Annotated in this window: 19 protein-coding genes and 4 tRNA genes; 1 reads left to right on the top strand and 22 read right to left on the bottom strand. The window is 61.8% G+C overall.

The window, feature by feature from the left end; genetic code table 11:
• Positions 1 to 44: 44 nt before the first annotated feature.
• From FCL40_RS07605 to recA, 9 genes are all read right to left on the bottom strand, one after another.
• Positions 45 to 121, bottom strand: a tRNA-Arg gene (locus FCL40_RS07605).
• An 18-nt stretch (positions 122 to 139) separates the two neighbouring features.
• A tRNA-Arg gene (locus tag FCL40_RS07610) sits at positions 140 to 216 on the bottom strand.
• A 211-nt stretch (positions 217 to 427) separates the two neighbouring features.
• Positions 428 to 504, bottom strand: a tRNA-Arg gene (locus tag FCL40_RS07615).
• A gap of 4 nt (positions 505 to 508) precedes the next feature.
• Positions 509 to 598, bottom strand: a tRNA-Ser gene (locus tag FCL40_RS07620).
• A 263-nt stretch (positions 599 to 861) separates the two neighbouring features.
• Positions 862 to 1,056, bottom strand: a complete 195-nt coding sequence (gene csrA / locus FCL40_RS07625; protein WP_028109924.1) for a carbon storage regulator CsrA — start codon at positions 1,054 to 1,056, stop codon at positions 862 to 864.
• A 104-nt stretch (positions 1,057 to 1,160) separates the two neighbouring features.
• The gene (locus FCL40_RS07630; protein WP_136852570.1) at positions 1,161 to 2,378 is read right to left on the bottom strand and encodes an aspartate kinase; all 1,218 of its coding nucleotides are present in this window, start codon (positions 2,376 to 2,378) and stop codon (positions 1,161 to 1,163) included.
• Positions 2,379 to 2,381: 3 nt separating this feature from the next.
• Positions 2,382 to 5,003, bottom strand: coding sequence for an alanine--tRNA ligase (gene alaS / locus FCL40_RS07635; RefSeq protein WP_136852571.1), 2,622 nt, complete (start codon positions 5,001 to 5,003; stop codon positions 2,382 to 2,384).
• A gap of 138 nt (positions 5,004 to 5,141) precedes the next feature.
• The gene (locus FCL40_RS07640) at positions 5,142 to 5,594 is read right to left on the bottom strand and encodes a regulatory protein RecX (RefSeq protein ID WP_407644145.1); all 453 of its coding nucleotides are present in this window, start codon (positions 5,592 to 5,594) and stop codon (positions 5,142 to 5,144) included.
• Positions 5,591 to 6,631 (bottom strand): recombinase RecA, encoded by a 1,041-nt coding sequence (gene recA / locus FCL40_RS07645; RefSeq protein ID WP_136852573.1) that lies wholly within the window; start codon positions 6,629 to 6,631, stop codon positions 5,591 to 5,593. Before recA ends, FCL40_RS07640 begins: the two co-directional genes overlap by 4 nt.
• Before the next feature lie 118 nt (positions 6,632 to 6,749).
• On the opposite strand from recA, the gene mutS reads away from it, so the two are divergent.
• A complete protein-coding gene (gene mutS / locus FCL40_RS07650; RefSeq protein WP_136852574.1) occupies positions 6,750 to 9,350 on the top strand; it encodes a DNA mismatch repair protein MutS in 2,601 nt (866 codons plus the stop codon).
• A 62-nt stretch (positions 9,351 to 9,412) separates the two neighbouring features.
• On the opposite strand, the gene rpoS is transcribed toward mutS, so the two are convergent.
• From rpoS to relA, 13 genes are all read right to left on the bottom strand, one after another.
• Positions 9,413 to 10,405, bottom strand: coding sequence for an RNA polymerase sigma factor RpoS (gene rpoS / locus FCL40_RS07655; RefSeq protein ID WP_136852575.1), 993 nt, complete (start codon positions 10,403 to 10,405; stop codon positions 9,413 to 9,415).
• A gap of 85 nt (positions 10,406 to 10,490) precedes the next feature.
• Positions 10,491 to 11,366 (bottom strand): peptidoglycan DD-metalloendopeptidase family protein, encoded by an 876-nt coding sequence (locus tag FCL40_RS07660; protein ID WP_229360292.1) that lies wholly within the window; start codon positions 11,364 to 11,366, stop codon positions 10,491 to 10,493.
• Entirely contained in the window at positions 11,342 to 11,875 is a 534-nt protein-coding gene (locus tag FCL40_RS07665; RefSeq protein ID WP_169307041.1) for a YqaA family protein, read from the bottom strand. Before FCL40_RS07665 ends, FCL40_RS07660 begins: the two co-directional genes overlap by 25 nt.
• A complete protein-coding gene (locus tag FCL40_RS07670; RefSeq protein ID WP_136852577.1) occupies positions 11,862 to 12,500 on the bottom strand; it encodes a protein-L-isoaspartate(D-aspartate) O-methyltransferase in 639 nt (212 codons plus the stop codon). Before FCL40_RS07670 ends, FCL40_RS07665 begins: the two co-directional genes overlap by 14 nt.
• Positions 12,497 to 13,246 (bottom strand): 5'/3'-nucleotidase SurE, encoded by a 750-nt coding sequence (surE, locus tag FCL40_RS07675; RefSeq protein ID WP_136852578.1) that lies wholly within the window; start codon positions 13,244 to 13,246, stop codon positions 12,497 to 12,499. The genes FCL40_RS07670 and surE overlap by 4 nt, the downstream gene beginning before the upstream one ends.
• Positions 13,247 to 13,258: 12 nt before the next feature.
• A complete protein-coding gene (gene truD / locus FCL40_RS07680; RefSeq protein WP_136852579.1) occupies positions 13,259 to 14,311 on the bottom strand; it encodes a tRNA pseudouridine(13) synthase TruD in 1,053 nt (350 codons plus the stop codon).
• Positions 14,304 to 14,780 carry a 2-C-methyl-D-erythritol 2,4-cyclodiphosphate synthase gene (ispF, locus tag FCL40_RS07685; RefSeq protein ID WP_136852580.1) on the bottom strand — a complete coding sequence of 159 codons (477 nt, stop codon included), beginning with the start codon at positions 14,778 to 14,780 and terminating at the stop codon, positions 14,304 to 14,306. Before ispF ends, truD begins: the two co-directional genes overlap by 8 nt.
• Positions 14,781 to 14,782: 2 nt before the next feature.
• Positions 14,783 to 15,466: a 2-C-methyl-D-erythritol 4-phosphate cytidylyltransferase gene (gene ispD, locus FCL40_RS07690; RefSeq protein ID WP_136852581.1), complete on the bottom strand. Its 684-nt coding sequence runs from the start codon at positions 15,464 to 15,466 to the stop codon at positions 14,783 to 14,785.
• Positions 15,467 to 15,487: 21 nt separating this feature from the next.
• The gene (gene ftsB / locus FCL40_RS07695; RefSeq protein WP_136852582.1) at positions 15,488 to 15,784 is read right to left on the bottom strand and encodes a cell division protein FtsB; all 297 of its coding nucleotides are present in this window, start codon (positions 15,782 to 15,784) and stop codon (positions 15,488 to 15,490) included.
• A gap of 122 nt (positions 15,785 to 15,906) precedes the next feature.
• Positions 15,907 to 17,202: a phosphopyruvate hydratase gene (gene eno, locus FCL40_RS07700; protein ID WP_136852583.1), complete on the bottom strand. Its 1,296-nt coding sequence runs from the start codon at positions 17,200 to 17,202 to the stop codon at positions 15,907 to 15,909.
• A gap of 74 nt (positions 17,203 to 17,276) precedes the next feature.
• Positions 17,277 to 18,914 carry a CTP synthase gene (locus FCL40_RS07705; RefSeq protein ID WP_136852584.1) on the bottom strand — a complete coding sequence of 546 codons (1,638 nt, stop codon included), beginning with the start codon at positions 18,912 to 18,914 and terminating at the stop codon, positions 17,277 to 17,279.
• Positions 18,915 to 19,083: 169 nt separating this feature from the next.
• A complete protein-coding gene (gene mazG, locus FCL40_RS07710) occupies positions 19,084 to 19,854 on the bottom strand; it encodes a nucleoside triphosphate pyrophosphohydrolase (protein ID WP_136853001.1) in 771 nt (256 codons plus the stop codon).
• A gap of 5 nt (positions 19,855 to 19,859) precedes the next feature.
• Positions 19,860 to 22,064 carry a GTP diphosphokinase gene (gene relA, locus FCL40_RS07715; protein ID WP_136852585.1) on the bottom strand — a complete coding sequence of 735 codons (2,205 nt, stop codon included), beginning with the start codon at positions 22,062 to 22,064 and terminating at the stop codon, positions 19,860 to 19,862.
• Positions 22,065 to 22,083: the final 19 nt, after the last annotated feature.

Genomic DNA, 22,083 nt, shown 5'->3' on the forward strand with positions numbered 1-22,083 from the left:
GCGCATAGAACCCCTGAGCGAAGCTCAGGCATCCTTTAACAAAATGGCGCGCTCGGAAGGATTCGAACCTTCGACCGCCTGGTTCGTAGCCAGGTACTCTATCCAGCTGAGCTACGAGCGCGCAATGTTTGAAAATTAATGGCGCGTCCGGGAGGATTCGAACCTCCGACCGCCTGGTTCGTAGCCAGGTACTCTATCCAGCTGAGCTACGGACGCACACCAATTCTGTTGTCTTCCCTCTTGGGGAAAATAAAAGCCGCGCAAGCACTGCGCGGCTTTCATCAATATGGCGCGCTCGGAAGGGTTGGCGCGGAAGTTAGAAAGCGAAGCTTTCGCCGCGGCAACGCCGAAGGGCTTTGCCCGCAGGCCGGCAATCCGACCAAGCGCATAGAACCCCTGAGCGAAGCTCAGGCATCCTTTAACAAAATGGCGCGCTCGGAAGGATTCGAACCTTCGACCGCCTGGTTCGTAGCCAGGTACTCTATCCAGCTGAGCTACGAGCGCGCAATGGCGGTGAGGGAGGGATTCGAACCCTCGATACCGATCAAGGTATACGCCCTTAGCAGGGGCGCGCCTTCAGCCACTCGGCCACCTCACCATTCCAACCTGTTGTCCGGCAGGTCACCGGTCACCCGCAGAGCCCGCTCTGCCTTGGTGCGGGGCGTATATTACGTTGTCGCAGAAATATGTCAAACGCTTTTTGGCGGCCCTGGCGACAACTGCACTGTTTTTATCCAGCAGAGTCAATATCGCGCCATCACAGCCCGAAAGCCGCAGTTTCACTTCGGGAAGCAGCGACAGAAACTGCCCTTCAAACCGGATTCAAGCATAAAAAAACCGACGCTGATGCGCCGGTTCTTTTTAGAAGTTTCCACCCTGCGGCGTGCCGTCTTTCTCGGCCTGAATCCGCATGTAGATCTCCTCGCGATGCACAGAAACCTCTTTGGGAGCGTTTACACCAATACGTACCTGGTTGCCCTTCACACCCAAAACAGTAACGGTCACCTCGTCACCAATCATCAAGGTTTCGCCTACGCGGCGAGTCAAAATCAGCATTCTTTCGCTCCTCTCTCTTCAAGTCCACAGCCAGCGGCTGTGGAATCTTGCAGCGCTATTATAAAGTTAGCCTAGATTAATTCTACCCACATCGGCAGATATTCTCAGTCTTCACCCAGTCCAAACGAACTGTGGAGGCTTCGGACGGCAAGCTCAAGATACTTCTCATCAATGGCAACGGAGATCTTGATCTCCGAGGTCGCAATCAAATGAATCTTAATTCCTTCTCGACCCAAGACTTCGAACATCTGCTTGGCCACCTCGGTGTGATGGGTCATTGACGCCCCCACCACGGAAACCTTGCAGATGTCGCTTGTTTCTATCAACTCTCTGGCCCCGAAGTTGGCCATCAAAGGCTCGATGACCGATCGAGCCAGGGCCAGATCCCCTCGGGGTACGGTGAAGGTCAGGTCCACACGCCCCTCACCGGCGGCGGCCTGAACGATCATGTCCACGGCGATCTTGGCGTCCGCCAGGGGGGAAAACAGGGCGGCCGCGACTCCGGGTTGATCCACCAACCCGGCCAGCGTCAGGCTGGCCTCTTCGCGACTGTAGGCGATGCCGGTAACACGGTGGCCGGAATGGCAACGGCCGTCATAATCGATCAGAGTCCCTTCTCCTTCCTTGAAACTGGACAGCACCCGAAGTGGCACCCGGTGCCGGCCTGCAAATTCAACCGAGCGCATTTGCAATACCTTAGCACCCAGGCTGGCAAGCTCCAACATCTCCTCGAAGGTGATGTGGTCCATCTTGCGAGCTTTGGGTTCTATCCTGGGATCCGTAGTATAAACCCCCTCCACATCGGTGAAAATCTGACATTCGTCCGCTTGCAGGGCCGCGGCCAGGGCAACCGCGGTGGTATCCGAACCGCCGCGTCCCAGTGTGGTCACTTCGCCCCGGGCGCTCAGCCCCTGGAAGCCGGCAACGATGGGCACCTGGCCCGCGTCGAGGCACTCCTGCAAACGCCGTCGGTCGACATTCTGGATTTCGGCACGGCCATGATGGCCGTCGGTCTCAATCCCCACCTGAAATCCGAGCAGAGAGACAGCCGCGACCCCACGCTTATGCAGCGCCATGGCCATCAGGGCGATGGAGATCTGCTCACCGGTACTGACCAGCATATCCAGCTCGCGCTGATCGGGTTTGGCCGACACCAGCGAGGCCAACTCCAACAGCCGGTTGGTCTCACCGGCCATGGCCGACAGGACCACCACGGTACGGTGGCCCTCGCGAACGGTACGGGCAATACCGTCGGCGACCGCCTCGATGCGGTCAAATGACCCCACCGAGGTACCGCCATACTTCTGTACAAACAGCGACACTGTTTACAGCCGCTGCGCCAGCCAGTCGTTGACACTTGCCAGGGCCGCCGGGAGGGCGGCCACATCGGTGCCTCCGGCCTGAGCCATATCAGGGCGGCCGCCACCCTTGCCTCCCACCTGCTGAGCAACCATGTTGACCAGCTCACCGGACTTAACCTTGGCAGTCAGATCCTTGGTGACCCCGGCGATCAGGCTGACCTTGTCATCCTTGGCGGTAGCCAGCACCACGATGCCGCTGCCTAGCTTGTTCTTCAGCTGATCCAGGGTGTCGCGCAGGGACTTGGGTTCGGCCCCCTCCAGGTTGGCCACAATCACCTTGGTGCCGTTGATGTCAGTGGCGTTATCGGCCAGCGAGGCACCGGCTTGGGCAGTCAGCTTGGCGTTGAGGCGATCCACCTCCTTCTCCAGCCAGCGGCTGCGCTCCACCAGGGTGCGCACACGCTCTGCCAGGTTGGTGGTATCGCTCTTGACCATGGTGGCCAGCCCCTCGAGCTGTTCACCCAGCTGGTGCATGGCATCGATGGCCACCTGACCGGTGATCGCTTCGATACGACGGACGCCGGCGGCGATGCCGCCCTCGGAAACGATCTTGAAGAAACCGATGTCACCGGTACGCTCGACGTGGGTGCCACCACAGAGTTCAGTGGAGAACTCGCCCATGTTGACCACGCGAACCTCGTCGTCGTACTTCTCACCGAACAGCGCCATGGCACCGGCAGTCTTAGCCTCATCGATGTTCATCAGACGGGTGGCCACTTCGCTGTTGGCGCGGATCTGATCGTTGACCATCTTCTCCACGGTACGCAGGGTCTTGATGTCGACCCCCTCGAAGTGGCTGAAATCGAAACGCAGTCCCTGGGCGTTGACCAGGGAGCCCTTCTGGGTCACGTGCTCGCCCAGCACCTTGCGCAGGGCCGCGTGCAGCAGGTGGGTAGCGGTGTGGTTAAGCTTGATCGCCTGGCGGCGATGGCTGTCGATGGCGGCAGTCAGCTCTTCACCCACGTGGATTTCGCCACCGGAGACATAGCCGATGTGGACGACGGCGTTGCCGGCCTTGCGGGTATCGGTCACGGTAAAGGCGCCGTCGCTCATCAACAGCTCACCGGTATCGCCCACCTGGCCGCCGCTCTCTGCGTAGAAGGGGGTGGTGTCCAGAATCACCTGGCCCTCTTCCCCCTCCTGCAACTGCTGGACAGAGTCGCCCTCCCGGTAGATGGCCACCACCTTGGCGGCCTGTTCACTCAGGGTATAACCGCTGAACTCGGTGTCGCTGTCGATGCGAAGCACCTCGTTGTAATCCATGCCGAACTTGCTGGCCTGCTGGGCACGCTTACGCTGCTCGGCCATGGCGGCGTCGAAGCCCTCCTGGTCGATCTTCACGTCGCGCTCACGAGCGATGTCACCGGTCAGGTCGGCTGGAAAGCCGTAGGTGTCGTACAGTTCGAACACCTTGGCACCGGGGATGGTGTCGCCCTCCAGGTTCTCCAGGACCTCCTCCAGCAGCGCCAGACCTCGGTCCACGGTGCGCAGAAACTGCTCCTCCTCGGTCTTGAGCACCTTGGAGATCACCGGCATCTGGGTATTGAGCTCATCGTAGGCGGCGCCCATCAGCTCGGCCAGTTTGGGAGCCAAGCGGTGGAAGAAGGGCTGGCGGGCGCCGAGCTTGTGGCCGTGACGCACGGCACGGCGGATGATGCGGCGCAGCACGTAACCCCTCCCCTCGTTGGAGGGCATCACACCGTCGGCGATCAGGAAGGCGCAGGAGCGGATGTGGTCGGCGATCACCTTCAGGGAGTTGTTCTCCAGATCGTCGACGGCCAGCAACAGGCCGGCCTGCTTGATCAACGCCTGGAACAGGTCGATTTCATAGTTGGAGTGCACCCCCTGCATGATGGCGGCGATGCGCTCCAGGCCCATGCCGGTATCCACCGAAGGCTTGGGCAGAGGCTCCATGGTACCGTCGGCCTGACGGTTGTACTGCATGAAGACGATGTTCCAGATCTCGATGAAACGGTCGCCGTCCTCTTCGGGCGTGCCGGGGCGGCCGCCCCAGATGTGCTCGCCGTGATCATAGAAGATCTCGGTACAGGGACCGCAGGGGCCGGTGTCGCCCATCTGCCAGAAGTTGTCGGACGCATAGGGGGCGCCCTTGTTGTCACCGATGCGGATGATGGCATCGGCGGGCACCCCCACCTCATTCAGCCAGATCTCATAGGCCTCATCATCGGAGTCATAGATGGTGACGCACAGCTTCTCCTTGGGCAGCTTCAGCTCTTCGGTAAGGAAGGTCCAGGCAAACTTGATCGCATCACGCTTGAAGTAGTCGCCGAAGCTGAAGTTGCCCAGCATCTCGAAGAAGGTATGGTGGCGGGCGGTATAGCCCACGTTTTCCAGGTCGTTATGCTTACCGCCGGCACGCACACAACGCTGGGAGGTGGTGGCTCGGGAGTAGTTGCGCTGTTCCGCGCCAAGGAACACATCCTTGAACTGGTTCATACCCGCATTGGTAAACAGCAGAGTAGGATCGTTGTGAGGAACCAGGGAGCTGGACTCCACCACTTCGTGGTTCTGAGTGCGGAAATATTCCAGGAAAGCTTCCCGAATTTCAGCAGTGGTCATACGCATGCGGTCATCCTGAAAAGAGTTGTATCTGGGTTGAGGCAGCGCACTGTCCGTCTGCTTGGCAGCGCTGCCTGTTCAAACGGGTGATTATATCCGTAACCGGGCGCGGCAAACCAGCGGAATGGGGGATTTTCAGGAAATTTACTCGCCTCGGGAGAGCTCCTCGAAGGCGTACTCTATCTGGTCACGGTCAAAGCCACGGCCCATGAGGAAGCGCCTCGCCTTCTGGCGGGCGCCGTAGTCGGCCAGTTGGGTCCCATCGAAGCGGCGCCGGGTCAACTCCAGGCAACCCTCCCACCAATCGACCTCCTCCTGCCCGAGGGCAGCGGAGATCAGCGCCGGCGGCACCCCCCGTTGACGAAGCTCCTGGCGGACCTTGGCGGGTCCCTGCCCTCGCACGGCTCGGCTCCGGGCGTAGGCGTGGGCAAAGCGTGACTCGTCCAGGTAGCCCCACTGCTCCAGCTGCAGAAACAGCTCCTCGCTCCCGGAAAGATCAAAGCCGCGTTGACGCAGCTTCTGCATCAACTCGGCTTTGGCGTGATCCCGGCGGCTCAGCAGATTCAGAGCCGCCTGTTTGAGGTCGGCCTGACTCAGGCCTCCTCTCCCTCGGTGGCGGGATCAAACTCGTCCGCGGCAGGTTCGGCTTTCACCAGCAGCATGGAGCGCAGCTGGGATTCGATCTCTTCGGCGATGGCCAGGTTCTCCTTGAGGAAGCGGATGCAGTTGGCCTTACCCTGGCCAATCTTCTCGCCCTTGTAGCTGTACCAGGCGCCGGACTTCTCCACCAGCTTGTGCTTCACACCCAGGTCGATCAGTTCGCCCTCTTTGGAGGAACCCTCGCCGTAGAGGATCTGGAACTCGGCCTGCTTGAAGGGAGGTGCCACCTTGTTCTTCACCACCTTCACCCGGGTTTCGTTACCCACCACCTCGTCACCATCCTTGATGGCGCCGGTGCGGCGGATATCCAGACGCACGGAGGCGTAGAACTTCAGGGCGTTGCCCCCGGTGGTGGTTTCGGGGTTACCGAACATGACGCCGATCTTCATCCGGATCTGGTTGATGAAGATGCACAGGGTATTGGAGCGCTTGATGTTGGCGGTCAGCTTACGCAGTGCCTGGGACATCAGCCGAGCCTGCAGACCGACGTGGGAGTCGCCCATCTCACCCTCGATCTCCGCCTTGGGCGTCAAGGCGGCAACGGAGTCGACGATCACCACGTCGACAGCACCGGAGCGCACCAGCATGTCGCATATCTCCAGGGCCTGTTCACCGGTGTCCGGCTGGGACACCAGCAACTCCTGCACGTTGACACCCAGCTTCTCCGCATAGATGGGATCCAGGGCGTGCTCGGCGTCGACGAAGGCACAGGTCTTGCCCATCTTCTGGGCTTCGGCGATCACCTGCAGGGTCAGGGTGGTCTTACCGGAGGACTCGGGGCCGTAGATCTCGACCACCCGGCCGGCGGGCAGGCCCCCGATGCCCAGCGCCACATCCAGACCCAGTGAACCGGTGGAGATGGCCTCGATGTCCATGGCAGTGGCATCACCCAGGCGCATGATAGAGCCTTTGCCAAACTGCTTTTCAATCTGTCCCAGGGCAGCGGCCAAGGCGCGCTGTTTGTTGTTGTCCATTGCTAGCTCCACTCTAAATTTGGATGCGACCAGTTATCAATCAATGGGCCCAGTATACTGTATGGTCATACAGTATCAAGTCCTGTTTGCCTTGTGGAGGCGTTTTTCGATCCGGGGTATGATAACGGCTTTGTGGATTTTGCCCAGCAGGAAACTCGTGAGCCTCCAGTCCGACGCCCTAGCGCATCATACCCCGATGATGCAGCAGTACCTCACCCTGAAAGCCCAGCACCAGGATGTGATCCTCTTCTATCGCATGGGCGACTTCTATGAACTCTTCTACGATGACGCCAAGCGGACCGCCGCCCTGCTGGACATCACCCTGACCGCCCGCGGCAAGAGCGGCGGGGACCCGATCCCCATGGCCGGTGTGCCCTATCACGCGGTGGAGGGCTACCTGGCCCGCCTGGTGCAGATGGGCGAGTCGGTGGCGATCTGCGAACAGGTGGGCGATCCGGCCGCCAGCAAGGGTCCGGTGGAACGCAAGGTGGTGCGCATCGTCACCCCGGGCACAGTCACCGACGAGGCGCTGCTAACGGAACGACGGGACAACCTGGTGGCGGCCCTGTATGAACACAAGGGACGGTTCGGCCTCTCCACCCTGGATCTCACCTCAGGCCGGTTCTTTCTCGACGAGATCAATGGCGAGGAGAGCCTGGCCGCCGAACTGCAACGGGTCGCCCCGGCGGAGCTGCTCTATTGCGAGTCACTGACGGTGACCCACCTTATCGAGGAGCTGAAGGGGTTGCGACGGCGTCCGGAGTGGGAGTTCGATCTGGCCACCGCCCGCAAGCAGTTAACGGAGCAGTTCGGTACCCGGGATCTGGCCGGGTTCGGCGTCGAGGAGGCGGATCTGGGGCTGTGCGCCGCCGGCTGCCTGCTGCAATATGTCAAGGATACCCAGCGCACCGCCCTGCCCCACATCCGCAGCATCGGCCGCCACCTCAGCGACGAGGGGATCGTGCTGGACGCCGCCACCCGCCGCAACCTGGAGCTGACCCGCAACCTCAGCGGTGGCCATGACAACACCCTGGCCGCCGTGCTGGACACCAGCGCCACCGCCATGGGCTCCCGCCAGCTGCAGCGTTGGATCCATCAGCCTCTGACCTGCAGGGAGCGGCTCAATCAACGGCTCGATGGCGTCTCGGAATTGCTGGAGATGGGCCTGAGCCCGGACCTGGCCGATCTGCTCAAGCAGATCGGCGACATCGAACGGGTGCTGGCCCGGTTGGCCCTGCGCAGCGCCAGGCCCCGGGACTTTACCCGGCTGCGCCAGGCGCTGCGGGTACTGCCGGAGCTGAAGGAGAGCCTGTCTCAGTGCCAGGCCGCCCGGCTGCAGAGCCTGACTCTGGAACTGGGAGAGTTTCCCGAGGCGCTGGCCCTGCTGGAGCGCGCGATCATCGACAACCCGCCGGTGCTGATCCGCGACGGCGGGGTGATCGCCCCTGGCTACAGCAGCGAACTGGATTATTGGCGGGATCTGTCCCAGGGCGCGACCGATTACCTGGCCGAGTTGGAGAGCCGCGAGCGTGAAGCCACCGGCATTGCCACCCTCAAGGTGGGTTACAACAAGGTCCACGGCTACTACATTGAGGTATCCCGAGCCCAGTCGGCCCTGGTGCCCGCCAGCTACGTCCGCCGCCAGACCCTGAAGAACGCCGAGCGCTTCATCATCCCTGAGCTCAAGGAGCACGAGGACAAGGTGCTGACCAGCCAGGGCAAGGCCCTGGCGCTGGAAAAGCAGCTGTACGAAGAGCTGTTCGACCTGCTGATGCCGGAGCTGGCCCGGTTGCAGCTGTTCGGCTACGCCTGTGCAGAACTCGATGTACTGCAGACCTTTTCCGAACGCGCCGAAGCGCTGAACTACTGCCGCCCCACCCTGACCGACCGGGTGGGCATCGAGATCCGCGGCGGCCGTCACCCGGTGGTGGAACAGGTGATGAGGGAGCCCTTCATTGCCAACCCGGTCAGCCTCAGTCCGTCACGACGGATGCTGGTGCTGACCGGCCCCAACATGGGCGGTAAGTCCACCTACATGAGGCAGACGGCGCTGATCGCCCTGATGGCCCACATCGGCTGCTTTGTGCCGGCGGACAGTGCCGAGATCGGCCGACTTGACCGCATCTTCACCCGCATCGGCGCCTCGGACGACCTGGCCTCGGGCCGGTCCACCTTCATGGTGGAGATGACCGAAACCGCCAACATCCTCAATAACGCCAGTGAGCGCAGCCTGGTGCTGATGGATGAGATCGGCCGGGGCACCTCCACCTACGACGGCCTGTCACTGGCCTGGGCGTCGGCGGAGTTTCTCACCCAGAAGAGCCGGTCACTGACCCTGTTCGCCACCCACTACTTTGAGCTGACTCAGTTGCCGGAACAGCACGCCGAGGCGGTGAACGTCCACCTGGACGCGGTGGAGCACGGCGACACCATCGCCTTTATGCACGCGGTGCAGGAGGGACCGGCCAGCCGCAGCTACGGCCTGCAGGTGGCGGCCCTGGCGGGTGTGCCTCAGGGGGTGATTCGCCAGGCCAAGCAGAAGCTGGCACAGCTGGAGCAGTTGGGCCAGGCCCAGGCGGCTCCCCAGATGACCCTGGCCGTCGACCCGCCGGAGCCGGAGTCCCACCCGGCTCTGGAGATGCTGGAGCAGAGTGATCCGGACAACCTCTCTCCCCGCCAGGCCCAGGATCTGCTCTACCGGCTCAAGGCCCTGATGTAGTCGGCCTCAAAAAGAAACGCGGCCATGGGCCGCGTTTCTTTTTGCGCTAGCAAAGGGCAGAATCAGGGTCGAAACAGCGCCTCACTGGAGAGCCCCTGGGATCCCAGCAGATCCTTGAGCCGCCGCAGCGCCTCGACCTGGATCTGACGAACCCGCTCCCGGGTCAGGCCGATCTCTCGGCCGACATCCTCCAGGGTGGAGGGCTCGTAACCCAGCAGCCCGAAGCGACGGGCCAGCACCTCACGCTGCTTGGAGTTCAGCTCATCCAGCCAGCGGACGACGGAATCCTGGATATCATCCTCCTGCACCCGAGATTCCGGACTGGTGCTGTCATCGTCGGCGATGATGTCCAGCAGCGCCTTGTCGGAGTCACCGCCAATAGGCGTATCCACCGAGCTGATCTTCTCGTTCAGCTTGAGCATCTTGCTCACGTCCTCAACCGGCTTGTCCAGCTTGGCGGCGATCTCGTCGGCGGTCGGCTCATGATCCAGGCTGTGTGCCAGCTCACGGGCGGTACGCAGATAGACATTGAGCTCCTTGACCACATGAATGGGCAGCCGGATGGTGCGGGTTTGGTTCATGATGGCGCGCTCTATGGTCTGGCGGATCCACCAGGTGGCGTAGGTGGAGAAGCGGAACCCCCGTTCGGGATCAAACTTCTCCACGGCGCGGATCAGCCCCAGGTTGCCCTCTTCGATGAGGTCGAGCAGGGCCAATCCCCGGTTGTTGTACCGACGGGCGATCTTCACCACCAGACGCAGGTTGCTTTCGATCATCCGGTTGCGGGATTTGGCACAATCACGCTGGGCACGGCGAGCGTAATAGACCTCCTCCTCGGCGGTGAGCAGGGGTGAGAACCCGATCTCACTCAAATAAAGCTGAGTGGCATCGAGATTTTTCTGCAGATCATCCTGAACCAGTTGATCTACGGCGGACTCTTTTGCCGACTTGCGCTTCTCTGAAACTCGTCGGGTGGAATCAGTCCCCAAAACTGCTTCGTCCCTGTTCAGATCAACCGCAGCGGCGCTGCTGAATTGCTTGTTATTTCGACTCATTGGCCAGTCTCCCAATTTGTCCCAAACCACTGATGATTACTTCACGGTAAAGCCTCCATATACCTTGACATCCCTGCAAAAAAGGTTACTTCTTCGGTAGATAACGTTCCGGGTCCACAGACTTGCCTCGATAGCGAATCTCGAAGTGAAGCATCACTCGATCGCTGTCGGTACTTCCCATTTCAGCGATCTGCTGACCGGACTTAACTACTTGTTTTTCTTTTACAAGTATCTTTCTGTTGTGGGCATAGGCGCTCAGATAATCGTCGCTGTGCTTGATGATGATCAGCTTGCCATACCCCCTGAGAGCACTGCCGGCGTACACCACCCGGCCCTCAGCCGAAGCCACCACAGGCGTTCCTTCCCTAGAAACGATATCTAACCCCTTTTGCCCTTGAGCGGAGTCGGAGTAACGGGCCACCACCTTTCCTGAGGCTGGCCAGCGCCACTTGGACACTTTTCTCGGTAACGCGGGTTTTAATGGCCTGTTAATATTTTGTGAGCTTCTTGTTGAAGCATACTCCTGAGAAATTTTGGGATCAACAGGTTTAGTGTTTTCTTTTTGTTTGCTGGATCTGACAGCAGCAGATGTGGATCGACTGGTGTTCGTGGAGGTTTTCGCTGGTTTTGTGGCTGGGGAGGCTGTTGCTGCTGATTTTTTGACCGATCGCAAATCAAGCCACTGTCCCACCTGGATGGTATAGGGAGATGGCAGCCTGTTGATCCGCGCCAGGTCGCGATAGTCGGTCCCGGATGCCCAGGCGATGGAGTAGAGGGTATCACCGGGCTGAACCCGATAGCGAGACTGGGTTACGCTGCCTCGGGGCTTATCCTTGAAGGTTTTCCCTGTGTATAAAGTTTCCACAGGCGCCGGTGTATGTGACTGAAAACTGCAGCCCCCGAGGAGGAGCACCAGAAGACACCACCAGGATCTGCCTAAATAACGAGCAGCAATGCGCACAGCAACACTCCCAAAATTACCCACCCCAACCAGGCGTAGCCCCTGGGCATACGGCCGGTCTCTTTCGCCACCCAGGCCACCAGCAGGTAGCGACTGGCTCGACTGACGCTGGCCGCCACCAGAAACAGAGGCCAGGAGACACCACTGGCCCCCGCCGCCAGGGTCGCCAGCTTATATGGCAGGGGAGTCAGGCCGGACACCGCCAACACCCAGACCCCCCATTGACGGTACAGCTCCAGCACCTCGGTCAGCTCCGCCTCGTACCCCCACTGTTTCACCAGGGGCAGCACCAGGCTGTCCATTCCCCAGCGGGCAACCAGATAGGCCAGCAAGCCGCCGACCACCGACCAGAACACGGTCAACCAGGCCAGGGAGAGCCAATGCCTGGGTTCCAGCCGGCACAATGGCGCCAGCACCAGCTCCGCCGGCACCGGCAGGATCACCCCTTCCAGAAAGGCAAACGCCGCCAGAGAGCGGCGGCGCAAGCCGGGTCGGTTACTCGGTGTCACCGGCCACCAGCGGCACAAAGCGCACCTCCTCCAGCACCTCGCTCTGGTAGCGGTCCCCTTGGCGGGTGATCAGGTTCAGCACCTGCACCTGCTCACCGATCGGGATCACCATCCGTCCGCCATCGGCCATCTGCTGCAGCAGCGCCTGGGGCACCTCTCGGGCAGCGGCGGTCACGATGATTCCGGCAAAAGGAGCCCGGGCCGGCCAGCCCTGCCAACCATCGCCGTACTTGAAGGCGACGTTGTGCAGATCCATCTTCTTCAGCCGCTGACGGGCCTTGATCTGCAACCCCTTGATCCGTTCCACCGAGCAGAGTTCCGGCACCAACTGGGCCAGGATGGCGGACTGATAGCCCGACCCGGTGCCGATCTCCAACACCGGCCCCTCAGGCAACCCCTGCAGCAGCGCCTGAGTCATCCGCGCCACGATGTAGGGCTGGGAGATGGTCTGCCCCTGGCCGATGGGAAGGGCGGTATTCTCCCAGGCTCTCTGGGTCAGCGCCCCCTCAACGAAAGTGGTCCTGGGGGTGTTGGCAATGGCCGCCAACACCCGCTCATCGCGGATGCCGGACTGGCGCAGCAGTTCTGCGAGTCGATGGCCATAGACCTGGGCCTGACCAATCATGACACACCGTCCATCCACCGGCTGAGCCCCTCCAACTGATCGTGCGCGGTGAGATCCACGGTCAACGGGGTGATGGAGATAAAGCCATTGGCCACGGCGTCGAAGTCGGTGCCCGGACCGGCGTCCTGCTGTTGTCCCGGAGGACCCAGCCAGTAGATGTCGCGGCCGGCGGGATCCTGGGTGCGGATCATCCCCTCCGCTTTATGACGGGCACCTAGGCGGGTCACCCTGACGCCCTGGATCGCCTCTTCGGGCAGGTCTGGAACATTGATATTGAGGATCTGGTTGGAGGGCAAGGGGGTCATTTTCAGGTGCCGCACCAGCTTCAAGGTAAAGCGGGCGGCGGTGGCATAGTGGCGCAGCTCCCGTCCCACCAGGGAGACGGCGATGGTGGGCAGTCCCAGGTGACGCCCCTCCATGGCGGCGGCGACGGTGCCGGAATAGAGGGTGTCATCCCCCAGGTTGGCCCCGGCATTGATTCCGGAGACCACCAGGTCAGGCTCCCCGTCCATCAGCTCGCGGATCGCCAGATGGACACAGTCGGTGGGGGTGCCGTTGACCGACAGGTAGCCATTATCGATGGTTTGCACCCGCAGAGGATTGGTCAGGGTCAGGGAGTTGCTGGCCCCGGAACAGTTGCGATCGGGCGCCACGGTGACCACCTCTGCCAGGGTGGCCAGTGCCTCCGACAGGGCGCGGATCCCCGGGGCGTGTACCCCATCATCATTGCTTACCAGAATCTTCATAGTGGGCTATTTTTATCCATTAACCGTTTGATTTTCAATATTGTGTGCCTCCTCATAGCTGACCAGTTCACGCAGCACCGAAGTGGCGTAGGCTCCGGCGGGAAGCAGGAAGCTCAGCACCAGGGTGTCCCCCTCCAGTTGCCAGCTCATCTGCTGGGGGCACAGCAGCAGGGGACGCCGCTCCTGATCCATGCGGGCATCCTTGAGTCCCTGCAGCAGCTCGGGCCAACGCCCCATCACCTCCTGCTCGAAACGATCGGCGTCATCGTCACCGCCCAGGTACTCTCCCGCCATCGGGGCGGAGAGGCGCAGCTCTCCCCGCTGCAGTCGGCCTGGGATCTCGGCATCGCCGGGCTCCGATTTGAAGAAGCTGCCGCCGGTGGGCATCATCAGGGTATCGCCGGCCAGCGGCACCAGGCCATACCGGCTCAGGCGCTCGGACACCACTTGGTTGAACAGGAAGCTGCGGGCAGCGGACAGGTAGATGCTGCGCTTGTTCCTGTCCTTGATACGCTTGCCGGCGAACATCTCGGCGGCCCGCTCCACGTTGCGGCCGCCGTGGCCGAAGCGCTGCTCGCCAAAATAGTTGGGCACCCCATGGGCACGAATCTGTTCCAGGCGCCGCTCCAGGTCGGTCCCCGGCTGCAGTTGGCGCAGGGTGAGGACAAAGCGGTTGCCGGACAGGGTGCCGGTTCTCAGCTTCTTGCCGTGGCGCAGCGCCTGCAACACCTCAAGATTGTCGTCGTTCAGGGAGGTCCAGTCCGGGGTCTCCTTGCCGGGGATGCGTACACTGAACCACTGGCTGGTCACCCCATACTTGTCCTTGAGTCCCGCCCAGGAGACATCCATCCGCTTGACGCCGGCGAAGCTGGCCAGCTTCTGGGCTACCTGGTGAGTGGTCAGCAGCCGCTTGCGGATCTGCAGTAGGTGATGCTCGCCCTCGCCATCGGCGGTAAAGGGCAACGCCTCCTCGACGATAAAATCCTCAGGCAGGGTGCGCAGGATGGCATAGCCGTCGGGCTGGCCATGGAGATAGTGCCACTGGGGCAGGGTGTATTCAGTCACGGGTAAGTACCACTACGGCTTCGGTGGCGATCCCCTCGGCACGGCCAGTAAAGCCCAGCTTCTCCGTGGTGGTCGCCTTGACATTAACTTGATCCAGCGCCGACTCCAGGTCGGCGCTGATGTTGGTGCGCATCGCTTCGATATGGGGCGCCATCTTGGGGGCCTGGGCGATGACGGTGACATCCAGGTTACCCAAGCTGTACCCCCGCTCCTTCACCAAAGCATAGCAATGGCGCAGCAGCACCCGGCTGTCCGCCCCCTTGAACCTGGGGTCGGTGTCGGGGAAGTGGTGGCCGATGTCTCCCAGGGCCAACGCCCCCAGCAGGGCATCGCTGATGGCATGGAGGATCACATCGCCATCGGAGTGGGCCAGCAACCCCTGGCGGTAGGGAACCTTGACGCCGGCCAGGGTCACCGGACCCTCGCCGCCGAACTTGTGAACATCGAAGCCATGGCCAATGCGAATCATCTTTACTCCTTAATCAGCAACCCGGCGATCCGCAGGTCGTCTGGATGGGTCACTTTGATGTTAGCGGGACTGCCCTCCACCAGGGCGGGCCGCCAGCCCAGGCGTTCCATGGCGGACGCCTCATCGGTAATTTCGGCCCCGTCGGCCAGTCCGCGGGTCAGGGCGTCTCGCAGGGCCGCCACCGGAAACAGCTGGGGGGTCAGCGCATGCCACAACCCCTGGCGGGCCACGGTGTGGTCGATGGTCCCGTCCGCTCCGGCCCGCTTCATGGTGTCGCGCACCGGCGCCGCCAGAATGCCCCCCTGGTCGCCGCTCTGCGCCAGCAGCCTGTCTATGTCGGCGTGGCTCAGGCAGGGGCGGGCGGCGTCGTGAACCATCACCCAGGCGCAGTCATCCTCGATCTGGTTGAGGGCACTGAGAACCGAATCTGCCCGCTCCCTGCCTCCGGGCACCCGCTTTAACCTGGGGTGACCCGATTCGGGCAGAGCGTCGAAATAGCCATCCTCCTCACCCAGGGCTACCACCACCTGGCCAACTCTGGGGTGGTCCAGCAACCGGCCCAGGGTATGGGAGAGTATGGGGCGACCATTCAGCGGCAGGTACTGCTTGGGGATCTCTGCCCCCATGCGCTTGCCGACGCCGGCGGCGGGCACCACGGCATAGAGGGGCATGTGCTCAGGTAACATCTTGACTCCGAAGTGGGTAGGTTATTGGCGGTGGGTGTCGGCCGAAGGACGCTTGATCACCCGGAAAAACTGCTCATTGGGGCCCACCATCCCCAGCTCATTCCTGGCCCGCTCCTCGATGGACTCCAGGCCATCGCGCAGGTCGGTGATCTCCTGGCGCAGCATCTGGTTGCGTTGCTCCAGGTTGAGGTTGTTGGCCTTCTGCTCGGCGATCTGAGTCTCCAGCCGACGCACTTCGGCGTAGCCGTTCTCTCCGTTCCAGAGACGGTACTGAAGCCCCACCAGGGACAGCGTCAAGACAATAAGCAGCAGTCGCATCGTATCCACCCGCGTTGTGATGGGAAGATCTTGACCCAAGGCGACCGAAAAGGAAAGCCGCCAGGCACAAAAAAGCCGCCCGAAGGCGGCTTTTCAGTATGGTTTTCAACGCATCAGGCGACTTAGCCCTGGCCGTTGATCTCTTTCAGACCACGGTAGGGAACGTTGCCGCCCAGGGCCTCTTCGATGCGCAGCAGCTGGTTGTACTTGGCTACACGGTCGGAACGGCACAGGGAGCCAGTCTTGATCTGGCCCGCTGCGGTGCCCACCGCCAGATCGGCGATGGTGGCGTCTTCGGTTTCACCGGAGCGGTGAGAGATCACTGCGGTGAAGCCGGCGTCCTTGGCCATCTTGATGGCGTCCAGGGTTTCGGACAGGGAGCCGATCTGGTTGAACTTGATCAGGATGGAGTTACCGATGCCGTTGTCGATACCACGCTTGAGGATCTTGGTGTTGGTTACGAACAGGTCGTCGCCCACCAGTTGGATCTTGTCGCCCAGGATCTTGGTCAGGTAGGCCCAGCCTTCCCAGTCGGACTCATCCAGGCCATCTTCAATGGAAACAATGGGGTACTGAGCGCTCAGTTCACCCAGGTAGTCGGAAAAACCGTTGGAGTCGAAGCTCTTGTCTTCGCCGCTCAGGACATACTGGCCATCCTTGTAGAACTCGGAGGCGGCGCAGTCCAGGGCCAGGGTCACGTCGGTGCCCAGCTTGTAGCCTGCGGCTTCAACCGCTTCCTTGATCACCGCCAGGGCATCGGCGTTGGAGGCCAGGTTGGGCGCGAAGCCCCCTTCGTCACCCACGGCGGTGTTCAGGCCCTTGGCCTTCAGCACCTTCTTCAGGTTGTGGAAGATCTCGGCACCCATGCGCAGGGCTTCACGGAAGTTGGGCGCGCCCACTGGCTGAACCATGAACTCCTGGATGTCCACGTTGTTGTCGGCGTGCTCACCACCGTTGAGGATGTTCATCATCGGAACCGGCATGGAGTACTGGCCGGGAGTGCCGTTCAGTTCGGCAATGTGGGCGTACAGGGGCAGGCCCTTGGCGGCAGCGGCGGCCTTGGCGGCAGCCAGGGACACGGCCAGGATGGCGTTGGCGCCCAGGTTGTCCTTGTTCTCGGTGCCGTCCAGGTCGATCATCACCTGGTCCAGGCCACGCTGATCTGCGGCGTCGAAGCCAACCAGGGCAGGAGCGATAGTGTCGTTGACGTTGGCAACGGCTTTCAGCACGCCTTTGCCCAGGTAGCGGGACTTGTCACCGTCACGCAGTTCCAGGGCTTCGCGGGTACCTGTGGAGGCACCGGAGGGGGCGCAGGCCATACCGACAAACCCGCCTTCCAGATGCACTTCGGCTTCTACGGTGGGGTTACCGCGGGAGTCCATGACTTCGCGGCCGACAATCTTAACGATCTTTGCCATTTCAAAGTTTCCTATTACAGAGTTTCAAAGTTAAAGGACGGAGGCCATAGGGGCACCCGCCCGGGAATCTCGCTCTAGTTTAGTTCGCCTTTCTGGAACTCTCCCGCCGCCTTGATGAATCCGGCAAACAGGGGGTGGCCGTCACGGGGGGTGGAGGTGAACTCAGGGTGGAACTGACCGGCCACAAACCAGGGGTGGCTCGGGATCTCGATGATCTCCACCAGCTTCTTGTCGGTGGACAGGCCGGCGAAGGAGAGGCCGGCATCTTCCAGGGTCTTGAGGTAGTTGTTGTTCACTTCGTAACGGTGACGGTGGCGCTCTACGCAGGTGCTGCCGCCATAGAGTGCGGCGACCTTGGATCCCTCTTTGAGGTGACACAGCTGGGCGCCCAGGCGCATGGTGCCGCCCAGATCGGAGCCTTCGGTGCGCTCCTCGACATTGCCCTCTTCGTCGACCCATTCGGTGATCAGGCCCACGACCGGGTAGGGAGTGGCGGAATCAAACTCACTGGAGTGGGCCCCCTCCAGGCCGGCGACGTTGCGGGCGAACTCGATCAGCGCCACCTGCATCCCCAGGCAGATCCCCAGGTAGGGGACCTTGTTCTCGCGGGCATAGCGGGCGGCCATGATCTTGCCTTCCACACCACGCTCACCGAAGCCACCGGGTACCAGGATGCCGTCCAGACCCTCGAGGATGGCGGTACCCTTGGCCTCCACGTCCTGGGAGTCAATGTATTTGATGGTCACCGAGACGCGGTTCTTCAGGCCGCCGTGCTTCAGGGCTTCGTTGACGGACTTGTAGGCGTCCGGCAATTCGACGTACTTACCCACCATGCCGATGGTCACTTCACCGGTGGGGTTGGCCTCTTCGTAGATCACCCGCTCCCACTCGGACAGGTCCGCCTCGGGACAGGTCAGGCCGAAGCGCTTGGCACACAGTTCATCCAGGCCCTGGGACTTCAGCAGCGCCGGGATCTTGTAGATGCTATCCACATCCTTGAGGCTGATCACCGCCTTCTCTTCCACGTTACAGAACAGGGCGATCTTGCGGCGCTCGTTGGCGGGTACCACCCGGTCGGAACGGCAGATGAGGATATCGGGCTGGATACCGATGGAGAGCAGCTCCTTGACGGAGTGCTGAGTCGGCTTGGTCTTCACTTCACCGGCCGCAGACAGGTAAGGCACCAGGGTCAGATGCATAAACATCGCCCGGTCACGGCCCAGCTCAACCGCCAGCTGACGCAGGGCTTCCAGGAACGGCAGGGACTCGATGTCACCCACGGTGCCGCCCACCTCGACGATGGCCACGTCATGGCCCTCGGCTCCGGAGATCACCCGCTCCTTGATGGCATTGGTGATATGGGGGATCACCTGGATGGTGGCACCCAGGTAGTCGCCGCGGCGCTCTTTGCGTAGCACGTCGGCGTAGATTCGGCCTGAGGTGAAGTTATTGCGCTTGCTCATCTTGGTACGGATGAAGCGCTCGTAGTGACCCAGGTCCAGGTCGGTTTCGGCACCGTCTTCGGTCACGAACACCTCACCGTGCTGGGTGGGGCTCATGGTGCCGGGATCCACATTGATGTAGGGATCCAGTTTCATGATGGTCACATTAAGACCGCGAGCTTCCAGAATGGCGGCAAGAGACGCTGCTGCAATGCCTTTACCCAACGAGGAAACCACCCCGCCCGTCACGAAGATATAATTTGTAGTCATGCTGAACCTGAGATAAGAATGATACGACTTAGTGGGAGTTCACTATAGGACGGGATGACAGTATACCAGAGGCCCCCAGGTAGGACAATCTGTGAAGCGGTGAATCCGTATCACATTAATTGCAGAACCTGCTGACCTGCAGTGGATATTTTTGCGCCACTTCCCGGGTTCACTCCTGTTCCTTGACCCGCTGCCAATAGGCCTCCAGCTGCGCCAGGCTGTGGGCGTCCAGCTCACGGCCGGACTCTGCCGCCAGCCGCTCCACGCCGCGGAAGCGACGATCAAATTTGTCGTTGGCCCGGCGCAGTGCCTGCTCCGGGTTGACCTGGAGATGACGTGCCAGGTTGGTCACGGCAAACAGCAGGTCCCCCACCTCTTCGGTGAGCTTCTCCTGGTCCACCACCAGTTGGTGGGCCTCCTCCAGCACCTCGTCCACCTCTTCGTGGACCTTGCCCACCACCGGACCCAGGCTGTCCCAGTCGAAGCCAACGCTGGCCACCCGCTTCTGAATCTTCACCGCCCGGGTCAGCGCCGGCATCGCCCTGGGAATGTCGTCCAGCAGCGAGTGCTCCCCCTTGTCCGCCCGCTCGGCGGACTTGGTGGCCTCCCAGTTGGCCTTGAGCTCGGCTTCCGGGATCTGCGCCTCGGCGAACACATGGGGATGGCGCCGCTCCAGCTTGTCGCTGATGCGCCTGGCCACCTCCTCGAAATCGAACCACTGCTTCTCCTTGCCCAGCTGAGCGTAGAACACCACCTGGAACAGCAGGTCACCCAGCTCACCGGGCAGCCCCTCCCAGTCGCCACGCTCGATGGCGTCCGCCACCTCGTAGGCCTCCTCCAGGGTGTGGGGCACTATGCTGGCAAAATCCTGTTTGAGATCCCAGGGACAACCACCCTGGGGATCCCTCAGCCTGGCCATGATCGCCAGCAACCGCGTCATCTGGCTCACCGTCGACCCACCTCAACCACGCCGGGAATCTGGCCCAGGCGCGCCACCAGTCGGCTCAGGGACTCCATGTTGTACAGTTCCAGCTTGAGCTCGATGATGGCGGTGTGTTTCATGTTATCGCTGCGGCTGCGCATCTCGGTGACGTTGGACTTTTCGTTGGTCAGCAGAGTAGTCACGTCCCTGAGCAGGCCGTTGCGATCGTTGGCCACCACCCGGATGCTGACGCTGTAGCCGCCGGAGGCGCTTTCGCCCCAGACCACCTCGACGCCGCGCTCCGGGCTGCGCTCGAGCATCTCTTTGAGCTGTTCACACTCCTCCCGGTGCACCGAGACGCCCCGGCCCTGGGTGATGTAGCCGTAGATGGGATCCCCGGGCAGGGGCTGACAGCATTTGGCCAGGTGGGTCATCAGGTTCCCCACCCCGTTGACCTCGATCTGGCCGCTGCGGCCCCTCGGTTTGGTCGGGGCGCGGTTGACCAGTTCGGCCACCGCGTCCTCTTCGTTTTCCATCTCGCGCTTGTGGCGGCTCTGGATGTGGTTGATCACCTGGTTGAGGCGGATGTCGCCGCCGCCGATGGCCGCCAGCAGGTCGTCCAGGCTGTGCATGTTGAACCGCTCCACCGCCGAGTGGGCCTCCTCCAGCTTGAGGCCATGGCGCCCCAGCTCGCTCTCCAGGATCTCCCGGCCGGCGGCGGTGTTCTTCTCCTTGTCCTCCTGCTTGAAGAAGTGGGCGATCTTGGCCCGGGCGCGACTGGTCTTGATGTAACCCAGGTTGGGGTTGAGCCAGTCGCGCTTGGGGTTGGGCTGTTTGGCGGTGATGATCTCCACCCGCTGGCCGGTCTCCACCTCGGTGGTGAAGGGAACGATGCGGCCGTCTATCTTGGCGCCGATGCAGCGGTGTCCCACCACCGAGTGGATGTAGTAGGCAAAATCGAGCACCGTGCTGCCGGCGGGCATATCCACCACGTCGCCGCGCGGGGTGAAGACGTAGACCCGGTCCTCAAACACCTGGCTGCGCACCTCGTCGATGAGGTTGCCGCTCTCCACCACATCCTCCTGCCACTGGAGGATCTTCCTCAGCCAGTTGATCTTCTCCTCGAAGCCGGTGGACTTGCCGGACTGGGGTCCCTCCTTGTACTTCCAGTGGGCCGCCACACCCAGCTCCGCATCCTGGTGCATCTGTTCGGTGCGGATCTGGATCTCCACGCTCTTGCCAGCCGGCCCCAGCACCACGGTGTGGATCGACTGGTAGCCGTTGGGCTTGGGGGTGGCCACATAGTCATCGAACTCGTTGGGGAGGTGGCGCCACTTGGTGTGCACCACCCCCAGGGCGGCGTAGCAGTCCTGCAGCCGCTCGGCGATGATGCGCACCGCACGCACGTCGAACAGCTCGGAGAAGGCCAGGTTCTTCTTCTGCATCTTCTTCCAGATGCTGAAGATGTGCTTGGGGCGACCGTAAACTTCGGCGCGGATACCGTCCCTGTCCAGGCTCTGCTGCAGATCGGCGACGAAATCGTGGATGTAACTTTCGCGGTCGATGCGCTTCTCATCCAGCAGCTGGGCGATCTCCTTGTAGGTATCCGGGTGCAAGTAGCGGAAGGAGAGATCCTCCAGCTCCCACTTGAGCTGGCCGATGCCGAGGCGGTTGGCCAGGGGCGCATAGATGTCACGCACCTCCCGGGCCAGCACCACCCGGGTCTCCTCGTCGGCATTTTTCACCTCGCGGAGCATCACCACCCCCTCCGCCAGCTTGATCACCACGGCGCGGACATCCTCCACCATGGCCAGCAGCATCCGCCGCAGGTTGTCGATCTGACTTTCAGAGGCACTGACGCCACTGCCGGTCTGCAGGGTACGGATGGCGTCCATCACCTGAACGCTCTTGATCAGCGGCACCAGCTGGGCGTCGTACTTCTCCTCGACCTGCTCCAGGGTCAGCAGCCCCTCATCCAGGCAGGTGAACAGGACGCTGGCCTCCAGGGTGGCGATGTCCATATTTAGCGGCAGCAGGATCTCCACCATCTCCCGGGCGCGGATCAGGCAAGCTTCCAGCACCGGACGCTCCTCCACCGTCAGATCCTGGCAATATCGGAAGCAGGCCTCCAGCCTCTGGCGCGAATCCGCACCGAGCTCCAGCTGCATCAGCCACTGGGTAAGATCGACCTGTTGCTCTCCGAAATGGATCTGACGAACCGATACCATGGTGTAGTGTCATCCTCTG

It is taken from the genome of Ferrimonas sediminicola (assembly GCF_005116715.1).
Taxonomy (GTDB): Bacteria; Pseudomonadota; Gammaproteobacteria; order Enterobacterales; family Shewanellaceae; genus Ferrimonas; species Ferrimonas sediminicola.

Excerpts from the sequence above, each read along its gene's own strand:
- FCL40_RS07705 (WP_136852584.1), bottom strand. The coding sequence starts at position 18,914 with ATGACTACAAATTATATCTTCGTGACGGGCGGGGTGGTTTCCTCGTTG.
- FCL40_RS07670 (WP_136852577.1), bottom strand. The coding sequence starts at position 12,500 with ATGATTGGTCAGGCCCAGGTCTATGGCCATCGACTCGCAGAACTGCTG.
- ispD (WP_136852581.1), bottom strand. The coding sequence starts at position 15,466 with ATGTTACCTGAGCACATGCCCCTCTATGCCGTGGTGCCCGCCGCCGGC.
- ispF (WP_136852580.1), bottom strand. The coding sequence starts at position 14,780 with ATGATTCGCATTGGCCATGGCTTCGATGTTCACAAGTTCGGCGGCGAG.
- recA (WP_136852573.1), bottom strand. The coding sequence starts at position 6,631 with ATGGACAACAACAAACAGCGCGCCTTGGCCGCTGCCCTGGGACAGATT.
- mazG (WP_136853001.1), bottom strand. The coding sequence starts at position 19,854 with ATGACGCGGTTGCTGGCGATCATGGCCAGGCTGAGGGATCCCCAGGGT.
- relA (WP_136852585.1), bottom strand. The coding sequence starts at position 22,064 with ATGGTATCGGTTCGTCAGATCCATTTCGGAGAGCAACAGGTCGATCTT.
- csrA (WP_028109924.1), bottom strand. The coding sequence starts at position 1,056 with ATGCTGATTTTGACTCGCCGCGTAGGCGAAACCTTGATGATTGGTGAC.
- rpoS (WP_136852575.1), bottom strand. The coding sequence starts at position 10,405 with ATGAGTCGAAATAACAAGCAATTCAGCAGCGCCGCTGCGGTTGATCTG.
- mutS (WP_136852574.1), top strand. The coding sequence starts at position 6,750 with ATGATAACGGCTTTGTGGATTTTGCCCAGCAGGAAACTCGTGAGCCTC.
- ftsB (WP_136852582.1), bottom strand. The coding sequence starts at position 15,784 with ATGCGACTGCTGCTTATTGTCTTGACGCTGTCCCTGGTGGGGCTTCAG.
- surE (WP_136852578.1), bottom strand. The coding sequence starts at position 13,246 with ATGAAGATTCTGGTAAGCAATGATGATGGGGTACACGCCCCGGGGATC.
- eno (WP_136852583.1), bottom strand. The coding sequence starts at position 17,202 with ATGGCAAAGATCGTTAAGATTGTCGGCCGCGAAGTCATGGACTCCCGC.
- alaS (WP_136852571.1), bottom strand. The coding sequence starts at position 5,003 with ATGCGTATGACCACTGCTGAAATTCGGGAAGCTTTCCTGGAATATTTC.